The organism is Rhodospirillales bacterium (genome assembly GCA_016699855.1).
Taxonomy (GTDB): domain Bacteria; phylum Pseudomonadota; class Alphaproteobacteria; order Reyranellales; family Reyranellaceae.
In genome coordinates this window covers 4,656,510-4,678,904 of the sequence record CP064988.1, presented here as the reverse complement: position 1 = coordinate 4,678,904, position 22,395 = coordinate 4,656,510, and the positions used below count along the sequence as shown (strand labels likewise).

The 22,395-nt window shown below is 70.6% G+C and carries 18 protein-coding genes, 1 tRNA gene and 1 pseudogene; 12 read left to right on the top strand and 8 right to left on the bottom strand.

What is annotated here, in order from left to right; all coding sequences use genetic code 11:
- Positions 1-3: 3 nt before the first annotated feature.
- The gene (locus IPK81_22140) at positions 4-867 is read right to left on the bottom strand and encodes a phytanoyl-CoA dioxygenase family protein (GenBank protein QQS12179.1); all 864 of its coding nucleotides are present in this window, start codon (positions 865-867) and stop codon (positions 4-6) included.
- A gap of 163 nt (positions 868-1,030) precedes the next feature.
- Here IPK81_22140 and IPK81_22135 point away from each other — a divergent pair, with 163 nt between their 5' ends.
- Positions 1,031-1,549 carry a DUF1993 domain-containing protein gene (locus IPK81_22135; protein QQS12178.1) on the top strand — a complete coding sequence of 173 codons (519 nt, stop codon included), beginning with the start codon at positions 1,031-1,033 and terminating at the stop codon, positions 1,547-1,549.
- Positions 1,550-1,745: 196 nt separating this feature from the next.
- On the opposite strand, the gene IPK81_22130 is transcribed toward IPK81_22135, so the two are convergent.
- Positions 1,746-2,117, bottom strand: a complete 372-nt coding sequence (locus IPK81_22130; protein ID QQS12177.1) for a helix-turn-helix transcriptional regulator — start codon at positions 2,115-2,117, stop codon at positions 1,746-1,748.
- Positions 2,118-2,275: 158 nt separating this feature from the next.
- On the opposite strand from IPK81_22130, the gene IPK81_22125 reads away from it, so the two are divergent.
- The 3 genes and pseudogenes from IPK81_22125 to IPK81_22115 all read left to right on the top strand — a co-directional run bounded on the left by IPK81_22125 (position 2,276) and on the right by IPK81_22115 (position 5,193).
- On the top strand, positions 2,276-3,175 hold the full coding sequence (locus IPK81_22125) for a DMT family transporter (protein ID QQS12176.1): 900 nt from the start codon (positions 2,276-2,278) through the stop codon (positions 3,173-3,175).
- A 259-nt stretch (positions 3,176-3,434) separates the two neighbouring features.
- Positions 3,435-3,887: a DUF302 domain-containing protein gene (locus IPK81_22120; protein ID QQS12175.1), complete on the top strand. Its 453-nt coding sequence runs from the start codon at positions 3,435-3,437 to the stop codon at positions 3,885-3,887.
- A 284-nt stretch (positions 3,888-4,171) separates the two neighbouring features.
- A pseudogene (locus tag IPK81_22115) lies at positions 4,172-5,193 on the top strand (DUF3179 domain-containing protein).
- Positions 5,194-5,368: 175 nt separating this feature from the next.
- Here the strand turns inward: IPK81_22115 and IPK81_22110 are convergent.
- From IPK81_22110 to IPK81_22085, 6 genes are all read right to left on the bottom strand, one after another.
- Positions 5,369-5,444, bottom strand: a tRNA-Glu gene (locus tag IPK81_22110).
- A gap of 69 nt (positions 5,445-5,513) precedes the next feature.
- Positions 5,514-7,298, bottom strand: coding sequence for a single-stranded-DNA-specific exonuclease RecJ (recJ, locus tag IPK81_22105; GenBank protein ID QQS15217.1), 1,785 nt, complete (start codon positions 7,296-7,298; stop codon positions 5,514-5,516).
- 84 nt (positions 7,299-7,382) lie between these two features.
- Positions 7,383-8,351, bottom strand: a complete 969-nt coding sequence (glpX, locus tag IPK81_22100; protein ID QQS15216.1) for a class II fructose-bisphosphatase — start codon at positions 8,349-8,351, stop codon at positions 7,383-7,385.
- 76 nt (positions 8,352-8,427) lie between these two features.
- A complete protein-coding gene (locus tag IPK81_22095; protein QQS12174.1) occupies positions 8,428-9,726 on the bottom strand; it encodes a homoserine dehydrogenase in 1,299 nt (432 codons plus the stop codon).
- On the bottom strand, positions 9,726-10,982 hold the full coding sequence (locus tag IPK81_22090; protein QQS12173.1) for an LL-diaminopimelate aminotransferase: 1,257 nt from the start codon (positions 10,980-10,982) through the stop codon (positions 9,726-9,728). Before IPK81_22090 ends, IPK81_22095 begins: the two co-directional genes overlap by 1 nt.
- Positions 10,983-11,086: 104 nt before the next feature.
- Positions 11,087-12,430, bottom strand: coding sequence for an OmpA family protein (locus IPK81_22085; GenBank protein ID QQS12172.1), 1,344 nt, complete (start codon positions 12,428-12,430; stop codon positions 11,087-11,089).
- A 194-nt stretch (positions 12,431-12,624) separates the two neighbouring features.
- On the opposite strand from IPK81_22085, the gene phaC reads away from it, so the two are divergent.
- From phaC to IPK81_22045, 8 genes are all read left to right on the top strand, one after another.
- Positions 12,625-14,406: a class I poly(R)-hydroxyalkanoic acid synthase gene (gene phaC / locus IPK81_22080; protein ID QQS12171.1), complete on the top strand. Its 1,782-nt coding sequence runs from the start codon at positions 12,625-12,627 to the stop codon at positions 14,404-14,406.
- A gap of 58 nt (positions 14,407-14,464) precedes the next feature.
- Entirely contained in the window at positions 14,465-15,352 is an 888-nt protein-coding gene (locus tag IPK81_22075; protein ID QQS12170.1) for an NAD(P)-dependent oxidoreductase, read from the top strand.
- A gap of 97 nt (positions 15,353-15,449) precedes the next feature.
- Positions 15,450-16,742: an MFS transporter gene (locus IPK81_22070; protein ID QQS15215.1), complete on the top strand. Its 1,293-nt coding sequence runs from the start codon at positions 15,450-15,452 to the stop codon at positions 16,740-16,742.
- Positions 16,743-16,800: 58 nt separating this feature from the next.
- Entirely contained in the window at positions 16,801-18,393 is a 1,593-nt protein-coding gene (locus IPK81_22065; GenBank protein ID QQS12169.1) for a carboxylesterase/lipase family protein, read from the top strand.
- 23 nt (positions 18,394-18,416) lie between these two features.
- Complete coding sequence (locus IPK81_22060; protein QQS12168.1) at positions 18,417-19,802, top strand: LLM class flavin-dependent oxidoreductase; 1,386 nt, start codon at positions 18,417-18,419, stop codon at positions 19,800-19,802.
- An 87-nt stretch (positions 19,803-19,889) separates the two neighbouring features.
- The gene (locus tag IPK81_22055) at positions 19,890-20,753 is read left to right on the top strand and encodes a TauD/TfdA family dioxygenase (GenBank protein QQS12167.1); all 864 of its coding nucleotides are present in this window, start codon (positions 19,890-19,892) and stop codon (positions 20,751-20,753) included.
- A 25-nt stretch (positions 20,754-20,778) separates the two neighbouring features.
- On the top strand, positions 20,779-21,540 hold the full coding sequence (locus IPK81_22050; protein QQS12166.1) for an alpha/beta fold hydrolase: 762 nt from the start codon (positions 20,779-20,781) through the stop codon (positions 21,538-21,540).
- A gap of 37 nt (positions 21,541-21,577) precedes the next feature.
- Positions 21,578-22,333, top strand: a complete 756-nt coding sequence (locus IPK81_22045) for an SDR family oxidoreductase (GenBank protein ID QQS12165.1) — start codon at positions 21,578-21,580, stop codon at positions 22,331-22,333.
- The last annotated feature ends 62 nt before the right edge of the window (positions 22,334-22,395 follow it).

Sequence of the window (22,395 nt, the reverse complement as noted above, 5' to 3'; positions counted from 1 at the left end):
CGCTCAGGCGCCGCCGGCCATCAGCGCCTCGTGGTCCACCGGGGCGTAGAAGAAATCGCCGGGCCGGAAATCGTGACCGAGATCGCCGAGCAGGCGGCGCTGGCGCGGCGTGCAGCGCTCGAACAGCGCAGCGTAGGGCGCGCCGAAATCGTAGGCGCGCATGAACATCTGGCAATAGTTGTAGAGGATGGTCTTGCGGGCCTTGCCGGAGCGGTTGGGCGACGGACCGTGCCAGATCGCGTGCGGAAACACATAGGCGTCCCCGGCCTTGCCCAGCAGCGGCACCGCGCCGGGCATGCGCGGATTGGGAATGCGGTCCAGCCGCTCCGGGAAAGGCCTCAGGTGGCTGCCGGGAAAGATCGTGAAGTTGCCGCTCTCCGGCTCCGTGACGTCGGTCAGCAGATACATGACCTTCACGGCCAGCGGCCGGCTGGTCTCGGTGACCCGGATGCCGCGCTGGCCCTCGCCGCCATCGGTGTGGGTGTATCCCGGGAACGTGTCGGTCGACGGACGCACGATCGCCTGGCTCATCGAGAACTGGATGAAGGGTCCCATCAGGTCGAGGATCAGGTCGAACACGCGCGGGCGGTCGATCAGGTCGATGAACGCCTGGTGGTAGGTCAGCAGGTCGCGCCGGTCCATGAACGCCGACGGGTCGGGGTCGGCGTGGTCGACCCAGGCGTAGTGGCCGCGCGGCAGGCGGCCGGGTGCCGGTTCGTAGCCCGGCAACGTCCGCACGCGGTCGAGCTGCGCCGAGAAGAACTCGACCTCCGCCGGACTCAGCGCGCCCTCGATCTGCAGGTAGCCGTCGACGGCCCATTGCTCGCGCTGCGCCTCGGTCAGGGCGCGGGTGGTGTTGGCGAGCATGGCTTCCTCCCGGATGGCCGCGACCGGCAAGTGACGCCGATGGGTGTTCGATAGGAGACCTGCGCAGGCTTGGACGTCAACCCGTCGACGCCGCCGCCGGTTGCAACCCCGCCACGTTGCTGGATACTACCGAGATCCATCCACCTCCGCGGGAGACTCCGACATGGCGACTTCGCTGCACGACCTGTGCGTTCCCAGCTTTCTCCAGACGCTCGCGGCGGTCGAGGGTTTCCTCGACAAGGGGCTGGCGTACTGCACGGAGAAGGGAATCGATCCGGCGGCGATCGTCGAGACCCGCCTGTTCGACGATATGCTGCCCTTCCGCTTCCAGATCGTGTCGGTGGCGCAGCATTCGCTGGGAGCGGTCAAGGGCGTGCTCGCCGGCCAGTTCGAGCCACCCGGCGCCTCGACCGCCGACTACGCCGGCCTGCGGCAGCTCGTCGCCGACGCGCGCGAGGGCCTCTCGGCGGTGGCGCCGGCCGAGCTGAACGCCCGCGAGGGCCAGGACGTGATCTTCCTCCTGCGGGGCAACAAGATCCCGTTCACCGCCGAGGGCTTCATCCAGTCGTTTTCGCTGCCGAACTTCTATTTCCACGCCACCACGGCCTACGACATCCTACGCATGAAGGGCGTGCCGCTCGGCAAGCGCGACTTCCTCGGCCGGATGCGCATGAAGGGCTGAGCCGCCCGTCGACCGCCGCCTCCACGTGGGGCCGTTCGTCAATTCTTCTCCATGATGCGCGGCGGCGCGATCCGACCGGCCGGCAGTCCGACCGCCGCGTCGTCGCCGCCTTCGGCGCGGGCATGCGATTTGTCGTCTTTGACCGCGCCGCTGACCTGAGCCCGCTACGCGTGCTTCCCCAAACAGGCCGCGGCGTCTACGCGTCCGGATGCCAGCTGCGGCCCGTGATCGGGTCGAAACGCCCCCCTCCGCCAAGATGGGCGTGCCCCCACTCCATGATCTGGAGCAGGACGGGCTCGAGCGACCTCCCTTGATCGGTCAGGTGGTAGGCGTACCGCACGGGCCGATCCTGGTAGGCCTCGCGCCCCACCAAACCCCATCCAACGAGTTTCTTGAGCCGCTGGGACAGGATGTTCGAGGGGACGCGCTCGGCGCTTTCCTGGAGCGCCTGGAAGGTGCGCTTCCCGTGCCACATCAGGTCGCGCACGACGAGCAACGTCCACTTGTCGCCCACGACGTCCAGCGCCCGCGCGATGGAGCAGGTCGACCGAAAATCCTTCTTTTCCATGGCGCCGAGGTCTCCGCTTCCGACCAAAGGCCGATCCGAATCGACGGCCCGGTCATATCTACCCTTGTAACTTGCATTTTAAAAGCCACTAAACTACAGTCACTTTCAAATTTGCAGTCACTCAGCGCGTCGCTGCGTTTAGCTGAGATCAGGAGCCGATGAACAGGATTCCGCTCGCCCATGCCGCGGCGGCGACAGCGGCGCTGAGCGCGGGGGCCGCGGTCGTCGCCACGCGTTTCGTGATCGGCGAGACGGACGCCCTGTCACTCGTCTTCTACCGGTATGTCATCTCGGTGATGTGCCTCGCGCCAGTTCTGCCGTGGCTGTGGCCGCGGAAAAGGCTGACGGCGTCCGAATACGCGAAGATCGCGATGTTTGGAGTCCTGTTCTTCGTGCTGTTCCCCTGGGCCTTCAACGCGTCGCTCCAATACATCCCGGCGGCGCGCGGCGCGGTGGGACTGGCGACGATTCCGATCCAGACCCTGATCGTCGCCGCCGCCTTCGGACGCGAGCGGTTCACGTCGGCCAAGATCGCGGGCGTCGCGCTGGCGTTCCTCGGGATCGTCGTGGCGTTCGGCACCGCCGCGTTCGGGCACAGTGGTTCCGATTTCCTCGTCGGTGACGGGCTGATGCTCCTCGGCGTGCTCTGCGCGGCGATCTATTCGGTCTTCAGCCGCGCGACCTTGATGCGCCACGGACCGCTCTTCGTGACGGCGCTGGCGATGGCGTTCGCGGTGGCGGCGTTGTCGCCGGTCATAGCGCTCCAGCACGCGAGCGCCGCCCTGCCCGCCCAGAGCCGCGATGGCTGGTTCGCCGTCGTGTTCCTCGGAACGATCGCCGGCGCCGCCCAGTTCCCGCTGTTCATGTGGGCGCTGCGCTGGCTGCCGCCGACGACGACCGTCCTCTACCTGACGCTCAATCCGATCGCCGCGGTGGTGCTGGGGATCATCCTGCTGGGCGAGGCGCTGACGACGGAGACCGTCGTCGGCATGGCGCTCGTTCTCGTCGGCATCCTGGTCGGCAGCGGCGCCTTGCCGGCGCGGAGATCAGAGGTCTGATCGGCGGCCGTCCCGGTCCGGCGTCGCGGGCTCCGCTGAAACGGGAACCTGCCGGTAGAACGACAACCGTTCGCGCGGCGCCTGCCACGGCGACCGCGTCACAGGCCCCGGCCCGGAGAACGCGCTCCGACCACGGGAATGGAGCATGCCTGCGCTCTCTCGCACGTGATCGGAGTTCAGCCAGAAGCGCCGGCACGCGTGGTATCAGCCCTTTGTCAGTCTTCGCGCGGCCGGTCGCGCCACGACCGAGGAGATCGAAATGGGCAACACCGTGATTCGATTGGCGTTTCTGGTCCTGATCGCGATCGCGCCGTTGACCGCAGCGGCGGCGGACGACGGGATCGTGACGCGGCCGAGCCCGTACCCGGTCGCGGAGACGATCGACCGCCTCGACCGCGTCCTCAAGGACAGGAAGGTCACCGTGTTCGTCCGCGTCGACCACGCCGCCGAGGCCGAAAAGGCCAGCCTGAAGATGCCGCCCGCGCAGCTCCTCGTGTTCGGCAACCCGCGCGCCGGCACGCCGCTGATGCTGGCGGCGCCGAAGATCGCGCTCGATCTGCCGATGAAGGCGTTGGCTTGGCAGGACGCGGGCGGCAAGGTCTGGATCAGCTTCAACAGCGCCGAGTATCTCAAGCGGCGCCACGGGCTGAGCGACGACCTCGCGAAGAACGTCGCGGTGATCGACGCCATCGTCGACGCCGCGCTCAAATAGGCGCGGCGGCGCTTCACTGATGCGGGCGTCGTCGGGATCGTCGCCGTCCTTTCGCCGTTCGGGTGGCTCAGCCGGTGGAACGACGCCTTGGCGAGCGACCTCGAGGCCGCGCCGGCCGCGTTCGCGTTGGACCATCTCGCCGCCGAGTGGACGCCCGGGAGGCGCGCGCGACTGTCGGCGCGCGCCGGCGTCGACCGTGATCGGCGTTGCCCGCCCGCCACGACGACCGGACGCGCGGCGGCGTCCATGATGCGAGGATGTCCACCCCTCGTGGAGCGCGATCCATGATCTCCCGGCGCCGCGCGGTCCATCTCGGGACGGCGACGGCGGTCGCCGCCCTGGCGGCGGGCGCGTCGCTTCCCGCCGCGGCTGCGCCCGAACGGTGGCGCGCGCAGTGGCCGTCGACCGATTTCTCGAAGCGCGCGGTGCCCTTCGAGGAGATCCACGAGGGCGGCCCGCCCAAGGACGGCATTCCGGCGATCGACGCGCCGCTCTTCGTCGCGTCGGACGGCGCGCACGCGCTGGTCGACCGCGATCCCGTCGTCTCGCTGTCGATCGACGGGGAGGCGCGGGCCTATCCCGTGCGGGTCCTGATCTGGCACGAGATCGTCAACGACCGGATTGGCGGGACAGACGTGTCGGTCACCTACTGCCCATTGTGCAACACCGCGATCGCGTTCGATGGATCCATCGACGGGCGCGTCCTGTCGTTCGGCGTCACCGGCAAGCTGCGCCACTCCGACATGCTGATGTACGACCGCCAGACCGAGAGCTGGTGGCAGCAGGCGTCGGGCGAGGCGGTGGTCGGCGCGATGACGGGAACGGTCCTGCGGCAGCTGCCGGCGCGGCTCGAATCCTTCGCCGCGTTCCGCGCGCGCCATCCGGAAGGGCGCGTCCTGGTGCCGGGCGACCCCGCCGGCAGACCCTACGGGCACACCCCGTACGCGGGCTACGAGGATTCGGGCTGGCCGTTCCTGTACGCGGCCGGCCGCTCGACGGCATCACGGCGCTGGAGCGCGTGGTCGTGGTCGGGAGCCGCGCCTGGACGGTGGATCTGCTGAAGGTGCGCGGCGTCGTCGAGGACGGCGATCTGCGGCTGGAATGGACGCCGGGCCAGGCCTCGCCCTTCGACACGCCGGAGATCGCCGCCGGACGCGACGTCGGAAACGTCGTCGTCCGCCGCCGCGTCGACGGCGGTTGGCGCGACGTTCCGCACCTCGTCACCTTCGCGTTCCTGCTCGACGCCATGCGGCCCAACGCCGTCATCCATACGTTGTCGGGCGATCTGAGATGGACGCCGGGATGAGGCCGGGGGAGCGAGACCGAGCGGCGCCGTCGCGCCAAGCGCGTCGTCCGAAACAGGTCGCCCACGGCCGGTGGCCTGGGACGGTCGCCTGCTTCGAATCCGAGGTGTGCCCCACCACCCGATTGCGCTGTCGCTGACCGCGCCAAAGGCAAGCTTGACCGGTCCTGCGGAGCCGTGGTGCCCCCAACGGGATTCGAACCCGTGTTACCTGCGTGAAAGGCGGGTGTCCTAGGCCTCTAGACGATGGGGACGCGAGGCGAAACGGCGCGTCCATGTAGCAGGTCGTGGCTGGAAATCAAGCGTCCGCCCGGCGTGCGCGGTCATCGCGCCGGGGCGGCGTCCTCGACGTGGAACGTGACGTTCTCGCGTCCGTTCCAGCGGTCCAGGCGCAGCGTGCCGACGACGTGCAGCGCCGGTGACGCGGGGTCGGACAGGAGCGCCCCCAGAGGCTTGCCCGCCGCCCTGAACGCGATGGCGTTGACGCGCGCGCCGTCGCCGCCGACCAGCGTGCAGCGGACATGCGCCGTGCCGACGGCGCGCGACCACGTCGAGCGGACGGCCGTCAGCGCGAAGCGCGGCTCGGCGTTGCCGGCGCCGAACGGGCCGACGCGCTCGAGGTCGTCGATCAGCTTGCGCGTGGCCGCCGCCGGCGCCAGTGCGCCGTCGAGCGTCAGGACGCGGCCGGCGTCGCCGTCGGCGTCCTGCGCCACGATCGCCGCGGTGAGGAAGGCACGCAGCTCCGGCAGCCGGTCGCGCGCCACCGTCAATCCCGCCGCCATGGTGTGGCCGCCGCCGTTGACCAGCAGACCGGCCTGGCGCGCGGCGATCACGGCGGCGCCGAGGTCGACGCCGCGCACGGAGCGGCCGGAACCCTTGCCGGTGTCGCCGTCGAGACCGATCACGAACGCCGGGCGGCCGAAGCGCTCGACCAGCCGGCTGGCGACGATGCCGATCACGCCGGGGTGCCAACCGTCGCGCGCCACGACCACGACCGGCGGCGGATCGCCGGCGAGCTCGATCTCCATCGCCGCGGCGTCGAGCACGGCGGCCTCGATGGCGCGGCGTTCGGCGTTGAGCGCGTCGAGGCGCGCCGCGAGCGCCGCCGCCTCCACCGGATCGTCGCTCGACAGCAGGCGCGCGCCCAGGTCGGCCTGGCCGACGCGGCCGCCGGCGTTGACGCGCGGACCGAGGAGGAAGCCGGCATGGAACGCCGTCGGCGGCTCGTTCACCCCGGCGACGTCGGCGAGCGCCGCGAGACCGGTGTTGGCGCGCTCCGCCATCACCCTAAGCCCCTGACGCACCAGCGCGCGATTGACGCCTACGAGCGGAACGACGTCGCACACCGTGCCCAGGGCCACCAGGTCGAGCCAGCGGCGCAGGTCGGGCTCCGGCCGCGCGGCGCCGTACCAGCCGGCCTCGCGCAGCGCGCGGTTCACGCCGACGACCAGCAGGAACGCGACGCCGACGGCGGCGAGCTGCTTGTGCGGGCTGGGATCGTCGAGCCGGTTGGGATCGACCACGGCGCAGGCCCGCGGCAGGCGCGCCTCGGCGACGTGGTGGTCGACGACGACCACGTCGAGGCCCGCCTCGGCCGCCCGTTCCAACGGCTCGAACGCGGAGATGCCGCAGTCGACCGTGACGACGACGTCGATCCCGCGTTCCCGCAACGCCAGCAGCGCCGGCGCGTTGGGGCCGTAGCCCTCCTTGATGCGGTCGGGGATGTACACGGCGAGCTCGCGGCCGAGCGCGCGGAAGAAGCGCGCCAGCAGCGCCGAGGAGGTGCCGCCGTCGACGTCGTAGTCGCCGAACACCGCGACGTGCTCGCCGTCCATGACCGCGCGCGCCAGACGCGCCACGGCGAGGTCCATGTCGCGCAGATGCGCCGGATCGGGCAGGAACCGGCGCAGCGTCGGATCGAGGAAATCCGCGGCGTCGTCGACGCCTATTCCGCGCGCCGTCAATAGACGGGCGACCGCGTCGGACACGTCGTGCCGGCGCGCGATGTCGCCCGCCGCGCGCTCGTCGGCCGGCCTCAGCGTCCAGCGCCGCCCGCCGGCGGACCGCTCGACGCCGAGGAACGCCGCTTCAATGGAGGCCGTCACCACGTTCACGCCGCCTCCGGTGCCCGCCCGCTCGGGCGCCCGGGGCGACGCCGGCGCGGGGACGGGCGGGAATGGGATTGCGAGACGCTACGCCCAGCTCGGCAGACCGCTCTTGATCTTGAAATTGTGCACCGCCTCGACGTAGCGCACGGTGCCGGTCTTCGAGCGCATCACCAGCGAATGCGTCTCGGCGCCGCCGGCGAAGCGGCGCACGCCCTTCAGCATCGAGCCGTTGGTGACGCCGGTGGCCGCGAACATCACGTCGCCCTTGGCCATGTCGAGCATGCCGTACTTGCGGTTGAGGTCGGTGACGCCCCACTTCCGGGCGCGGCTCTTCTCGTCGTCGTTGCGGAACAGCAGGCGGCCCTGCATCTGGCCGCCGATGCAGCGCAGCGCGGCGGCCGCCAGCACGCCCTCCGGCGCGCCGCCGGAGCCGATGTAGATGTCGACGCCGGATTCCGGCTGCGACGTGGCGATCACGCCCGACACGTCGCCGTCGCCGATCAGCATGATGCGGGCGCCGGCCTCGCGCGTGCGAGCGATCAGCTCGTTGTGGCGCGGCCGGTCGAGGATGCAGACCACGAGGTCGTGCACCTCGACGCCCTTGGCCTTGGCGAGGTTCTTGAGGTTCTCCGCCGGGCTGGCGTCGAGGTCGACGACGCCGTCCGGCAGGCCGCCGCCGACCGCGATCTTGTCCATGTAGACGTCGGGGGCGTTGAGGAAGCCGCCCTCCTCCGCCATGGCGATGACGGCCAGCGCGTTGGGCCCGCCCTTGGCGGTGATCGTCGTGCCCTCCAGCGGATCGAGCGCGATGTCGATCTTGGGGCCCTTTCCGGTGCCGACCTTCTCGCCGATGTAGAGCATCGGCGCCTCGTCGCGCTCGCCCTCGCCGATGACCACGGTGCCGTCGATCTCCAGCGTGTTGAGCGCCTGGCGCATGGCGTCGACGGCGGCCTGGTCGGCCGCCTTCTCGTCGCCCCGCCCCATCAGCTTCGACGCCGCGAGCGCGGCGGCCTCGGTGACGCGCACCACCTCGAGCGCGAGGTTGCGGTCCATCGTTGAAGTCTCGGCCATTCCTCTTTCCTCCGTTGGCGTCCGAGGGGACGGACGCGGTCAAACACACGCCGGGGCGCTACGGGCTCTCGATCCTGATGACGTTGGGCGCCTCGATCACGGTGCGCAGCGCCTTGATGCGCCTGATCGCGCGCGTCATCGCCGCCTCCTCCGTGACGTGCGTCGTCAGCACGACGGCGACGCTCTCGTCGGCGCCGCCGGCGCGGCCGTGCTGCAGCATCGACTGCATCGACACGTCCTCGTCGCGCAGCGCCGCCGAGACATCGGCGATGACGCCCGGCCGGTCGCGCACCATCAGGCGCACATAGTAGGCGCCGCGGTGCGCGCGCATCGGCGAGGCCCGCCGCGCGACCAGCGAGGCCGCCGGCACGACGAACGGCGGCAGGCCGTGGCCGCGCGCCACGTCGACAAGGTCGGCGACGACCGCGCTGGCGGTCGGACCGGCGCCGGCGCCGCGGCCCTGGAACATCGTGGATCCGACGAAATCGCCCTCGACGACGACGGCGTTGAACACGCCGTCGACGCTGGCGATCGGCGCCGATCTCGGCACCAGGCAGGGATGCACGCGCTGCTCGATGCCGAGCGTCGTCTCGCGCGCGACGCCCAGCAGCTTGATGCGGCAGTCAAGCTCCTCGGCGAAGCGGATGTCGAGCGCGCCGACGCGGCGGATGCCCTCGACGTGCACGCCCTTGAAGTTGGGCGGACAACCGAACGCCGCCGCGGCGAGCAGCGCCAGCTTGTGCGCGGCGTCGATCCCGTCGACGTCGAAGCTTGGATCGGCCTCGGCGTAGCCCAGCTTCTGCGCCTCGGCGAGCACGTCGGCGAAATCGCGGCCGGTCTCGCGCATGGTCGTGAGGATGTAGTTGCAGGTGCCGTTGAGGATCCCGTAGAGGCGCGTCACGCGGTTGCCGACCAGGCCCTCGCGCACCGCCTTGATGATCGGGATGCCGCCGGCCACGGCCGCCTCGTAGGCGAGGATCACGCCGGCCGCCTCGGCGGCGCGCGCGATGCCGGCCCCGTGCAACGCCAGCAACGCCTTGTTGGCGGTCACCACGTGCTTGCCGTTGGCGATCGCCGCCTCGACCAGCGCGCGCGCCACGCCGTCGCTGCCACCGATCGCCTCGACCACGACGTCGACGTCCTTCGCCGCCGCCAGCTTCAGCGCGTCCTTCTCCAGGCGGATACGCCCGAGCGGAAAATCGCGCTTCTTGCGCGTGTTCCGGGCGCTGGCGGCGACGACGCGCAGCTCGCGCCCGCACCGCCGCTCCAGGAGGTCGCGGTGCTCGCGCAACAGCTTGACCACCCCGCCGCCGACCGTTCCCAGTCCGGCGACGCCGATACGCAGGGGGCCGGCCATCACGCGCGGGCCTTCAGCCGGGTGATGTTGTCGCCGACGCCGCGGTGGTAGAGCTCGATCGACTTCTCGGGATCCGCGAGCACGAGCCGCACGTTGCGGATCGCCTGGCGGATGCGGTGCTTGTTCTCGACCATGGCGATGCGGACATGGCCATCGCCGTATTCGCCGAATCCGATGCCGGGCGAGATCGCGACGTTGGCCTGTGTCAACATCAGCTTGGAGAACGCCAGCGAGCCCAGTTCGCGGAACGCCTCCGGCAGAGGCGCCCACGCGAACATGCTGGCCGGCGGCGTCGGGATGTCCCAGCCGGCGGCCTTCATGCCCTCGATCAGCACGTCGCGGCGTTCCTTGTAGGTGTTGCGCGCCTCGGCGACGCAATCCTGCGGGCCGTCGATGGCGGCGACCGCCGCGACCTGCACCGGCGTGAAGGCGCCGTAGTCGAGATACGACTTGATGCGCGTCAGCGCCTGGATGAGGCGGCGGTTGCCGGCCGCGAAGCCGATGCGCCAGCCGGCCATCGAGTAGGTCTTGCTCATCGAGGTGAACTCGATGGCGATGTCGCGCGCGCCGGGCACCTGGAGGATCGACGGCGGCGGCCGGTCGTCGAAGTAGATCTCGGCGTAGGCGAGGTCGGACAGGATCCAGATTCCGTGCTTGCGGCAGTACTCGACGATCGGCCGGTAGAAATCGAGATCGACGACCTGCGCCGTCGGGTTGGACGGATAGTTCAGCACCAGCGCCAGCGGCTTGGGCACGCTGTGGCGCACGGCGCGTTCCAGCGCCGGCATGAATTCCTCGATCGTGGTCAGGCCCGGTACCGGGATGTGGCCGATCGAACCGCCGGCGATGATGAAGCCGTAGGGATGGATGGGGTAGCTCGGGTTCGGCACGAGGATGACGTCGCCCGGCGAGGTGATGGCCTGCGCCAGGTTGGCGAGCCCCTCCTTCGAGCCGATGGTGACGACGATCTCGGATTCAGGGTCGAGCTCGACGCCGAACCTGCGGGCGTAGTAGCGCGCCTGCGCCTTGCGCAGACCCGGGATGCCTCGCGAGTTGGAGTAGCCGTGTGTCGCGGGATTGCCGGCGGTCTCCGCCAGCTTGGCGACGATGTGGGCGGGCGTCGGCAGATCGGGATTGCCCATGCCGAGGTCGATCACGTCCTGGCCGGCGGCGCGCGCCTTGGCCTTCATCGCGTTCACCTCCGCGAACACGTAGGGCGGCAGGCGCTTGATGCGGTGGAATTCGTTGTCGTCCATGGCGTTCCGCCTTCTCGATGGCCGCCGGTGGCGGCGGGGGCTGAGTCGATGCGTCTGCCGGTCCGAGGGAGACCGGAGCCCGCGTTGATGCGTCGTTCCGGTCGTCAGAGATCGAGGAAGATCTCGGCTCGCCGGTTGGCGGCCAGACCACGCGCCGTGCGCGTCTCGTAGATCGGATCCTCATCGGCCATCGCCTCGACGACGATCGACTCGGCGGGCACGCCGAGACGGATGAGCTCGTTGGCGATGGTGGTGCCGCGCCGCATCGACACGTCGTGGTTGCCGGCGCGCAACCGCTCGACCGAGGTGCCGCTGATATCCTGCGCGGCGTGGCCGTACACGCGCAGCATGCCGCCGTTCTGGCGCTGGATACGCGCGACGTCGCGCAGCACGGCGCGGTCCTCGCCGCTCAACCCGCTGGAGCCGAGGCCGAACTGGATGACCGCGATCTGCGTCGGCCCCCCGATCGGCGACAGCGTCAAGGTCGTCTGGCCGGACGTCGCGGTCGCGGGGTTCGCCATCTGCGACGCCGGCGGCGGGACGACCGTCGGCATTGGCGGCGGGGGCGGCGGCGCCGCGACCACGGGTGCCGGCGGCAATGGCGGTGGCGGTGCCACCTGAGGCGCCGGTGGAGGTGGCGGCGCGGGCGCGGCCACCATCGTCGCGGGCTGCGGCGGCGCAGGCGCAGCCACGGGCGCCTGTCGCACGACCGGTGGAGGTGGCGGAGGCGGTGCCGCTACGACCGGCGCGGGCGACGGCGCGACGGCGGCTTGACGAGCAGGCATCGCCGGCGGCGGTGGCAAAGGTTGCGCGGTCACGGTCGGCGCCGGCGGCGCGATCGCCGCCTGACGCACAGGCGTCGCCGGCGACGGCGGCGTGGCTACCGCTGGTGCGGGCGGCGGTGGCGCCACGGCGGCCTGACGCGCCGGCATCGCGGGCGGCGGCGGTAGCGGTTGCGCCGTCACGGTCGAGGACGGCGGCGGCGGCGACGCGGCTTGGGACGAGGTGGCGGGCGGTTCCGGTAGCGGCGCCGAAGCGACGCTCGTCGATGCCGGTCGCGGCGCGGCGGCGGGCCGGGGCGTCGGAGCCGCCGACGCCACCGACGCGCCGCGGGCGCCGGGCTCGTTGGCGGGATCGCGCGACGACAGCGGGCCGCCGCGCGGCGCCACGAGCGAACCGATGGTCGATCCGCGCGTCGGATCGACGGCGCCGCCGCGCGTGTCGTAGCGCGCGCGATCGCGGTCCGACGCCAGTTCGCCGGCGGCGATGGCGCGGTCGGCGGCGGTCGAGGTCTGCGGACGGGGAGGAACGCTGGAGACGGCGGGATACGGGGCGGTCGATTCGGGCGTCGTCGTGCGCGTCTCGCCCGTCACCTCCTCGCACGCCACGATCGCGCTGGTCGACAGGAGCGCCGCCATCCAAGCCGCGACGGTACGGGTGCGAATCATCAGCCAAGCCCTCGAATGCGCGCCTAGTTCCCACAAAGCCCTGCCGGACGCCACCAAATTGACGGTGCGCGGCGGGGCTTCTAGTGTCGCCCCGTCGCCACCACGTTCCGCCGCGCCCACGGCAGCTTGTCGGATTATCCCAGAATCCGGCGAAAAGACAATGAATTCAAAGGGAAATTCGGAGGAAACGCGCCATGTCAGACGCCAAAGGCCCGACCCCGCATATGCCCGATCCGGCCGTCCTGCAGCAGACGTGGAAGGACATCGCCGAGCGTAGCCAGCGCGTGCTCCAGGAGTTCACCGAGAAGCAGGCCAAGCAGCCGCCCGGCGCCTCGCCGCCGGACGTGCTCAATCTGACCGGGACGTTCATGGAGTTCACCCAACGCCTGCTGGCGGACCCGCAGAAGATCGTCGCGGCCCAGATGGAGCTGATGCAGGAGTACATGCGGCTGTGGCAGACCACCACCGACCGCATGATGGGCAAGAAGGTCGAGCCGGTCATCGACGCGCCCAAGGACAAGCGCTTCGCCGACCCGGCGTGGCGCGACGAGGCGATCTTCGACCACATCAAGCAGTCCTATCTGCTGACCTCGCGCTGGCTCACCGGGCTCGCCAAGGACGGCGGCGGCGACGAGCACCAGCGCAAGAAGCTCGAGTTCCACATGAAGCAGTTCGTCGACGCGATGGCGCCGACCAACTTCGTCGCCACCAACCCGGCGGTGCTGCGCGCCACGGTGGAGACCGGCGGCGAGAACCTCGTGAAGGGACTCAAGAACGTGCTCGAGGACATCGAGCGCGGCGGCGGCTCGCTGGCGATCCGCCAGACCGACATGGACGCCTTCGAGGTCGGTCGCAACGTCGCCACCTCGCCGGGCAAGGTCGTCTTCCAGAACGACATGATGCAGCTGATCCAATACGCGCCGTCGACGGCGGAGGTGCACAAGCAGCCGCTGCTGATCGTGCCGCCCTGGATCAACAAGTTCTACATCCTCGACCTCAAACCCGAGAACTCCTTCATCAAGTGGGCCGTCGACCAAGGCTACACCGTGTTCGTCATCTCGTGGGTCAACCCCGACGAGCGGCTGCGGCATAAGGATTTCTCGGACTACATGCTGGAGGGCCCGCTGGCGGCGCTCGACGCCATCGAGAAGGCGACCGGCGAACGCAAGGTCTCGGCGATCGGCTACTGCATAGGCGGCACGCTGATGGCCGGCGCGCTGGCCTACTGCGCGGCCAAGGGCGACGACCGGATCGCCAACTGCACGTTCTTCACCGCGCAGGTCGACTTCACCGACGCCGGCGACCTGATGGTTTTCATCGACGAGGAGCAGATCGCGAACATCGAGGCGCTGATCGACAAGCGCGGCTACATGGACGGCGCCGAGATGGCGACCACGTTCAACATGCTGCGCAGCAACGACTTGATCTGGTCTTTCGTGGTCAACAACTACCTGATGGGCAAGGACCCGCTGCGCTTCGACCTGCTTTACTGGAACGCCGATTCGACGCGTCTGCCGGCGGCGATGCACAGCTACTACCTGCGCAACATGTACCAGAAGAACCTGCTGGTGAGGCCCGGCGCGCTCGAGCTCGAGGGCGTGCCGATCGACCTGCGCACCATCAAGGTCCCCTGCTACGTGCAGGCCGGCAAGGAGGACCACATCGCGCCGGTGCGCTCGGTCTACAAGATGACGCAGATCTTCTCCGGGCCGATGCGCTTCATGCTCGCCGGTTCGGGCCATATCGCCGGCGTCGTCAATCCGCCGAGCGCGAAGAAGTACCAGCACTGGCTCAACGACACGGCGAAGAACCCGCCGACGCTCGAGGAGTGGCAGGCCGGCGCGACCGAGCATCCCGGCTCGTGGTGGCACGACTGGGACCGCTGGCTGTCGGCGCAGAGCGGGCCGAAGGTGCCGGCGCGCGATCCCGCCAAGGGCGGCCTCAAGCCGATCGAGGACGCGCCGGGTCGTACGTGAAGGTCCGGACGGGCAAATAGGCGGCGCGCGCCGGCGGCATCCCAGGGAGTTCCAGAGCATGAAGATCGCGTTCATCGGCGTGGGCAGCATGGGCGGCCCGATGTGCCGCAACATCGTCAAGAAGACCAACCACGAGGTGGTGGTGTTCGACATGAATCCGACGGCCGTGCAGGCCTGCGTCGCGGTCGGGGCCAAGGCCGCCGCCAGCGTCGCCGACGCGGTCGCCACCGCCGACGTCGTGATGACCTCGCTGCCCATGCCCAAGGACGTCGAGGCGGTCGTGACGGGCGCCGGCGGCATCGCCGAAAGCGCGCGGCCGGGCACGGTGTATTTCGACCTCAGCACCAACTCGCCGGCGGTCGTGAAGCGGCTGGCCGAGGCGCTCAGGTCCAAGGGCGTCACCATGCTCGACGCGCCGGTGTCCGGCGGCGTCGTCGGCGCCACGAACGCGACCATCGCGATCATGGTCGGCGGCGACAAGGCGGCCTTCGACTCGCAGCTGCCGCTGCTGCAGTCGTTCGGCGCCAACGTGCTGCACATGGGCGAGATCGGCTCCGGCACCGTCGCCAAGCTGGTCAACAACATGATCGCGTTCTGCAACATGGCGGCCGGCGCCGAGGGCCTGATGCTCGGGGTCATGGCCGGCATCGACCCGGTGAAGCTCCACCAGGTCATCAGCAACAGCAGCGGCAACAGCAACGCCTACCGCTCGATGGCGGAGCGCACGTTGAAGGGCACGTTCGAGCCCTCCTTCGCCATGGACCTCGCCTACAAGGACATGCACCTCGCGCTGGAGCTGGCGGACGAGATCGGCGCGCCCGCGCCGCTGGGCGCGCAGACGCACAACCTCCTGCGACTGGCCCGCGGCATGGGGCTGGGCCGCTCCGACACCTCGGCCATGGTCCGCGTCTACGAGACGGCGATGAAGCGCGAGATCCGCGGCTGAGCGGATCGTGACGGCGCCGGCCCCGCACGAGGCGTCCGACGGGCTGCCGACGCCGCGCCGCCACTGGGCGGTGGCGACGACATCGCTGGCGCTGTCGATGTCCGTGCTCAACACCGCGATCGCCAACGTGGCGCTGCCGGCGATGGCGCGCGACCTTGGCGTCGACGCCGCGACCGCGATCTGGATCGTCACCGCCTACCAGATCGCCGTCACCGTGGCGCTGCTGCCGCTGTCGGCGCTGGGCGACATCCTCGGCTACGCGCGCGTCTACAAGGTCGGACTCGCCATCTTCACGGCCGCGTCGCTGGCCTGCGCGCTCGTCGACAGCCTGCCGCTGTTGATCGTCGCCCGCGTGGCGCAGGGACTGGGCGCCGCCGGCATCATGAGCGTCAACGCCGCGCTGGTGCGCTTCACCTATCCGCGCGCCATGCTGGGACGCGGCATGGGCATCAACACGCTGATCGTCGCCGGATCGTCGGCCGCGGGCCCCTCGATCGCCGCCGGCATCCTCTCGGTCGCGCCGTGGCCGTGGCTGTTCGCCTTCAGCGTGCCGATCGGGATCCTCGCGCTCGCGCTCTCGACCCGCACTCTGCCGGAGGTCGCGGCCAAACCCGCGAAATTCGACCTGCCCAGCGCGGCGCTGAGCGGCGCCACGTTCGGCCTGCTGATCCTCGGCATCGATGGTATCGGCCACGGCCAGGGCGCGCCGGTCGTCGTGGCCGAGCTGGCGGCGTCGGCGTTGTTCGCCGTCCTGTTCGTCCGCCGACAGCGTGGGCTGGACGTGCCGATGGTGCCGATGACCCTGTTCCGCGCGCCGGTCTTCTCGCTGTCGGTGTTTTCATCGAGCTGCGCCTTCACGGCCCAGGGCGCCGCCGTCGTCGCCTTGCCCTTCTACCTGCACGACGTGCTCGGCCGCTCGCAGGTCGAGACCGGACTGCTCATGACGCCGTGGCCACTCGGTCTCGCGCTGACGGCGCCGATCGCCGGCCGCCTGTCGGACCGCTATCCCGCCGGTATCCTCGGCGCCATCGGCCTCACCTTGATGGCCGGAAGCCTGCTGATGACGGCGGCGCTACCGCCCGCGCCGTCGACCTTCGACATCGTCTGGCGCATGGCGCTGTGCGGCGTCGGGTTCGCGCTGTTCCAGACGCCCAACAACCGGTTGATGATGTCCAGCGTGCCGCGCGACCGCAGCGGCAGCGCCGGCGGCATCATGTCCACGGCGCGGTTGACCGGGCAGACCATCGGCGCGGCGATCGTGGCGCTGGTGTTCGGGCTGGTCGCGGCAAAGGCGGCGGCGCCGACCGTCGCGATCCTGATCGGCGCGGCCTTCGCGGTCGTGGGCATCCTCACCAGCGGCCTGCGGCTCACCGGACGGGCGCGGCGTTGACGCCGACCGGCGTCGCGCGCAGGGTCGCGTCCGATTCGACACACGGGGAAACGCGATCATGAACACTCCCGCAGCCGGCGCCGCGCGCAGCGATGCCGCCGACGCCGCGCCGACGCCGGCCGTCGAGACCGCGTCCGGAAGGATTCGCGGCCTCGTCGTCGACGGCTGCCACGTGTTCAAGGGAATCCCTTACGGCGCGTCGACCGCGGGCGCCAATCGGTTCATGCCGCCGCGCCCGCCGGCGCCTTGGACGGGCGTGCGCGACTGCTTCGCCTACGGCGGCCGCTCGCCGCAGGCGCCGGCCGCGGCGCAACGGCCGGAGCTCGCGACGGTGTGGGGGCCGGTCGACACGCTGCCGGTGGGCGAGGACTGCCTGACGCTGCATGTCTGGACGCCGGCGCCCGACGGGGCGAAACGGCCGGTGATGGTGTGGCTGCATGGCGGCGCCTTCTCGTACGGCTCGGCCAACTCGCCGCGCTACGACAGCGTGAATCTGGCACGGCGCAACGACGTGGTCGTCGTCGCCGTGAACCACCGCCTCAACATCTTCGGCCATCTCGACCTGTCGACCGTCGGCGGCGACCGATTCGCGGCGTCCGGCAACGCCGGCCTGCTCGACCTCGTCGCGGCGCTGGAATGGGTGCGCGACAACGCCGCGCGCTTCGGCGGCGATCCCGGCAATGTCACGATCTTCGGCCAGTCCGGCGGCGGCGGGAAGGTCAGCGCCCTGCTCGGCATGCCGAAGGCCCGGGGCCTGTTCCACAAGGCGATCATCCAGAGTGGCGCGAGTGTGCGCTTCGCCGAGCGCGAGCGCACGACACGGCTCGCCGACGGCGTCCTGAAGCACCTCGAGCTCGGCGTCGGCGACGTCGACGCGCTACAGACGCTACCCTTGGAACGGCTCCTGGCGGCGGTCGAACCGGCGCAGCGGACGCTGCCGCGGCCGCGCTTTCCTTTGCTCGACCGCTACAATTTCGGACCGGTGGTAGACGGCGCGATCCTGCCGGCGCACCCCTTCGATCCGGCAGCGCCCGCGATCTCGGACGGCGTGCCGCTGATGATCGGCGACACCAAGGACGAGAGCGCGATCTTCCTCGCGCCCGACGACTCCGTATGGAACCGCACCGTGACCGAGGACGATCTGCGCGCGCGGCTCGCGGCGGTTGCGGGCCCGTGGACCGACGATGCGCTGGCGCTCTACCGCGCGCGCGATCCCGGGGCGTCGCCGAGCGACCGTTTGATCACCGCGTTGACCGCGTCGAACTTCCACGTCCGCACGGTGATGCTGGCCGAGCGCAAGGCCGCGCGCGGCAAGGCGGCGGTCCACATGTACCGCCTCGACTGGGAGACGCCGGCGTTCGACGGACGCTTGAAGTCGCCGCACTCCGTGGACGTGCCCTTCGTGTTCGATACGCTGGGCGTGATTGGCGCCACCGGCCGCAAGGCGGGCGCGCAGTCGCTGGCCGCCCGGATCTCGCGCACGTGGACGACCTTCGCCCGCACGGGAGCGCCGGACAACGCCGCCATTCCCGCATGGCCCGCCTACACGGCGGAGCGGCGCGCGACGATGGTGTTCGACGATTCCTGCCGCGTCGAGGACGATCCCGACGCCGACGCGCGCCGGCTCTGGCACGACGTCGCCGCGGCCTGAAGCGCCACGGTCGGTGGAAGGCGATGTCGAAGACGATCCGCCTCAACGCGTTCGCGACGAACACTCCGAACCACATGGGGCCCGGCCTGTGGTGCCATCCGCGCAACCGGACGGACCGCTACACCGATCTCGACTACTGGGTCGGGCTGGCGGAGCTGCTGGAACGCGGGCGCTTCGACGGCATCTTCCTGGCCGACGTGCTGGGCGTGTACGACGTCTATGGCGGCACGACCGAGCACGCGCTGCGCCATGGCGTGCAGGCGCCCGTCAACGACCCGTCGCTGCTGGTGCCGGCGATGGCGCACGCCACGGAGCATCTCGGCTTCGGCGTCACCTGCTCGACGGCGTTCGAGCACCCCTACCCGTTCGCGCGCCGCATGACGACGCTCGACCATCTCACCAAGGGACGGATCGGCTGGAACGTCGTGACGTCGTACCTCGAGAGCGGCGCGCGCAACCTCGGGCAGGCCACGCAGGGCGCGCACGACGACCGCTACGACGTCGCCGACGAGTACATGGAGGTCTGCTACAAGCTGTGGGAGGGCAGCTGGGAGGACGGCGCCGCGCGCCGCGACCGCGAGGGCCGCGTCTTCGCCGACCCGTCGAAGATCCACCCGATCGCCCACGCGGGCCGCCACTACACCGTGCCGGGCATCCACATCGGCGAGCCGTCGCCGCAGCGGACGCCGGTCATCTACCAGGCCGGCTCCTCGAGCCGCGGCCGCCAGTTCGCCGCGCGCCACGCCGAATGCGTGTTCACCGCCGCGCCGACACTGCCGATCCTGAAGTCCTACGTGTCGCGTCTGCGCGAGGCGCTCGCGGCGGAAGGGCGCGACCCTCGCGACACGCTGGTCTTCAACATGCAGACGGTGCTGCTGGGCGAGACCGACGCCGAGGCGGCGCGCAAGGCGGCCGAGTACCGGGAGTGGTTCAACTACGAGGGCGCCCTGACGCTGATGTCGGGCTGGACCGGCATCGACTTCAGCGGATACGCGCCCGACGAGGCGCTACGCTACGTCAAGACCAACGCCGGGCAGTCGGCGGTCGAGAGCTTCAGCACCGCCGACCCGGCGCAGACGTGGACGGTTCGTGAAATGGCGGAGTGGTGCGCCATCGGCGGCCGCGGGCCGGTCATCGTCGGCTCGCCGACCACCGTCGCCGACGCGCTCCAGACCTGGATCGATGAGAGCGACGCCGACGGCTTCAACCTGTCCTTCGCCGTGTCGCCCGGCGATTTCGTCGACGTCGTGGAGATGCTCGTCCCCGAGCTCCAGAAGCGCGGCGTCTTCAAGCGCGACTACGCGGCGGGAACGCTGCGCCACAAGCTGTTCGGCGCCGGCCCGGCGCTGAAGGCGACCCACGCCGGCGCGGCCTTCCGCGTCCTGCCGGACCGGCGGGGCGCCGCATAGCAGGCGCGCGCCGCGCCGGCTTGGCCGCCCGCGCCCGCCGGTGTTTGATCGAGGCCAACGAATCGAACGCGCGCCGGGGAGGCCGCCATGACGCTGACTTTCCGCAAGCTCCACCCCAGATTCGGCGTCGAGATCACGGGCGTCGACCTGTCGAAGCCGGTCGACACGCCGACCTTCGGCCAGATCCGCGCCGCGTTCGAGGAGCATTCGGTCCTTCTGTTCCGAGACCAGCGGCTGGACGACGAGAAGCAGATCGCGTTCAGCCGGCTGTTCGGTCCGCTGGAGACGACGGTGAGCGCCAATCCTGCCGCCGGCACCGCCTTCGCGCGGCAGTCCAACATCGACATCGACACCGGCGAGGTCATCCCGCCGGGCGACCGGCGGATGATCTATCAGAAGGCCAACTATTTCTGGCACACCGACAGCTCGTTCAAGCGGATCCCCGCGCTGTGCTCCCTGCTCTCGGCGCGGATATGTCCCGAGGCGGGCGGCGACACCGAGTTCGTCAGCACGCGCGTCGCGTACTCGGAATTGACCGACGCCCTGCGCGAACGCATCGCCGACCTGGTGTGCGAGCATTCGCTCCAGCACTCGCGCAGCCTCGTCGATCCGACCGTGCTGACGGAGGCGCAGCGCGCCGAGGTGCCGCCGGTCAAGCAGCGCCTCGTGCGCGAGAACCCGATCAACGGCCGCAAGGTGGTCTATCTCAGCGCGCACGCCTCGCACGTGGTCGGATGGCCGGTCGAGGAAGGCCGCGCCTTCCTCGCCGATCTCAACGCGCGCGCCACGCGGCCCGATCTGGTCCACGCGCACCGCTGGCGCGAGGGCGACATCATCGTGTGGGACAACCGCGCCACGATGCACCGAGCCACGGCCTACGACACCGTGAAGTACAAGCGCCTAATGCAGCGCACGACGGTCGCCGGGGACGCGCCGACCGTCCCGCAATGATCCGGAAACCCGAGGGGGAACGCCAATGCCGAAACTCGACCGCGCCGGCGTGAACATCCACTACGAGGTCCACGGCGCCGGCCCGACCGTGCTGCTCAGCCACGGCTACAGCGCGACCTGCCGCATGTGGGACGCCCAGATCGCCCACTTGAAGGAACGCTACCAGGTTGTCGTGTGGGACATGCGCGGCCACGGCGAGTCGGACTATCCGAAGGACCGCGCCGCCTACTCCGAGGCGCTGACGGTCGGCGACATGGCCGCCATCCTCGCGGCCGTCGGCGCCGACAAGGCGGTGATCGCCGGCCTCTCGCTGGGCGGCTACATGTCGCTCGCCTTCCACGCCACCCACGCGGCGAAGACGCGGGCGCTGATGCTGTTCGACACCGGACCCGGCTTCAAGAACGACCAGGCGCGCGCGGCGTGGAACGCCACGGCGGTGAAGCGCGCCGACACACTGGAAGCACAGGGCCTCGCGGCGCTGGGCGCCAGCGACGAGGTCCGGATGAGCCGCCACCGCTCGGCCGACGGGCTGGCCGGCGCGGCGCGCGGCATGCTGGCGCAGGCGGACGACCGCGTGATCCGCTCGCTGGAGAGCGTGGCCGTCCCGACGCTTGTGCTGGTCGGCGCCAACGACACCAACTTCCTCGCCGCCACCGACTACATGGCCGCCAAGATCCATGGCTCGACCAAGGTCGTGATCCCCGACGCAGGCCACGCCGCCAATCTGCACCAGCCCGAGGCGTTCAACCGCGCCGTCGCGGCGTTCCTCGGTTCGCTGCCGGCGTGACGCCGCGCCGTCCGTTCCATATCTCCCGGAGAAGACCATGAATTTCGATTTCAAGGGCAAGCGCGTCGTGGTGTGCGGCGGCAGCAAGGGCATCGGCCGCTCCATCGCGCTGGGATTCTCCGCGGCCGGCGCCGGCGTGTCGATCTGCGCCCGCGATCCCAAAGCGCTCGAGGCGACGCGCGCGGAGATCGCGGGGCATGGCGTCACCGCGCACGCCGTGTCGTGCGACCTCGCCGACGGGAAGGCGGTCGTCGCCTACGTCGAGGCGGCGGCGAAAGCGCTGGGCGGCGTCGACGTGCTGGTGAACAACGCCAGCGGCTTCGGCAGCACGGACGACGAGGCCGGCTGGGCCGCCAGCATCAACGTCGACGTGATGGCGATGGTGCGCGCATCGAACGCCGCGATCCCGCATCTGGTCAAGAACGCGTCGAGCGCGATCATCAACATCTCGTCGATCTCCGGTCTGCGGCCGTCGGTGCGCACGCCGCCCTACGGCGCGGTCAAGGCGGCGATGATCCACTACACGACCACCCAGGCCGCCGCGCTGGCGCGCAAGGGCGTGCGGGTGAACTGCATCGCGCCGGGCTCGATCGAGTTCCCCGGCGGCTCGTGGGAGGAGCGCAGGACCTCGGCGCCGGAGCTCTACGGCCGCATCCTCAAGAGCATCCCGTTCGGACGCCTCGGCCACCCCGAGGAGGTCGCCAACGTGGCCCTGTTCCTCGCCTCGCCGCTGGCGGCGTGGGTGACCGCCCAGACCATCGCCGTCGACGGCGGCCAGATGCTCGGCGCCTGACGACGGCCGCGCGGCGCGGCGCCATCGACGCCCGCCCGCGCCTGTCGTACGGTCGGCGCATC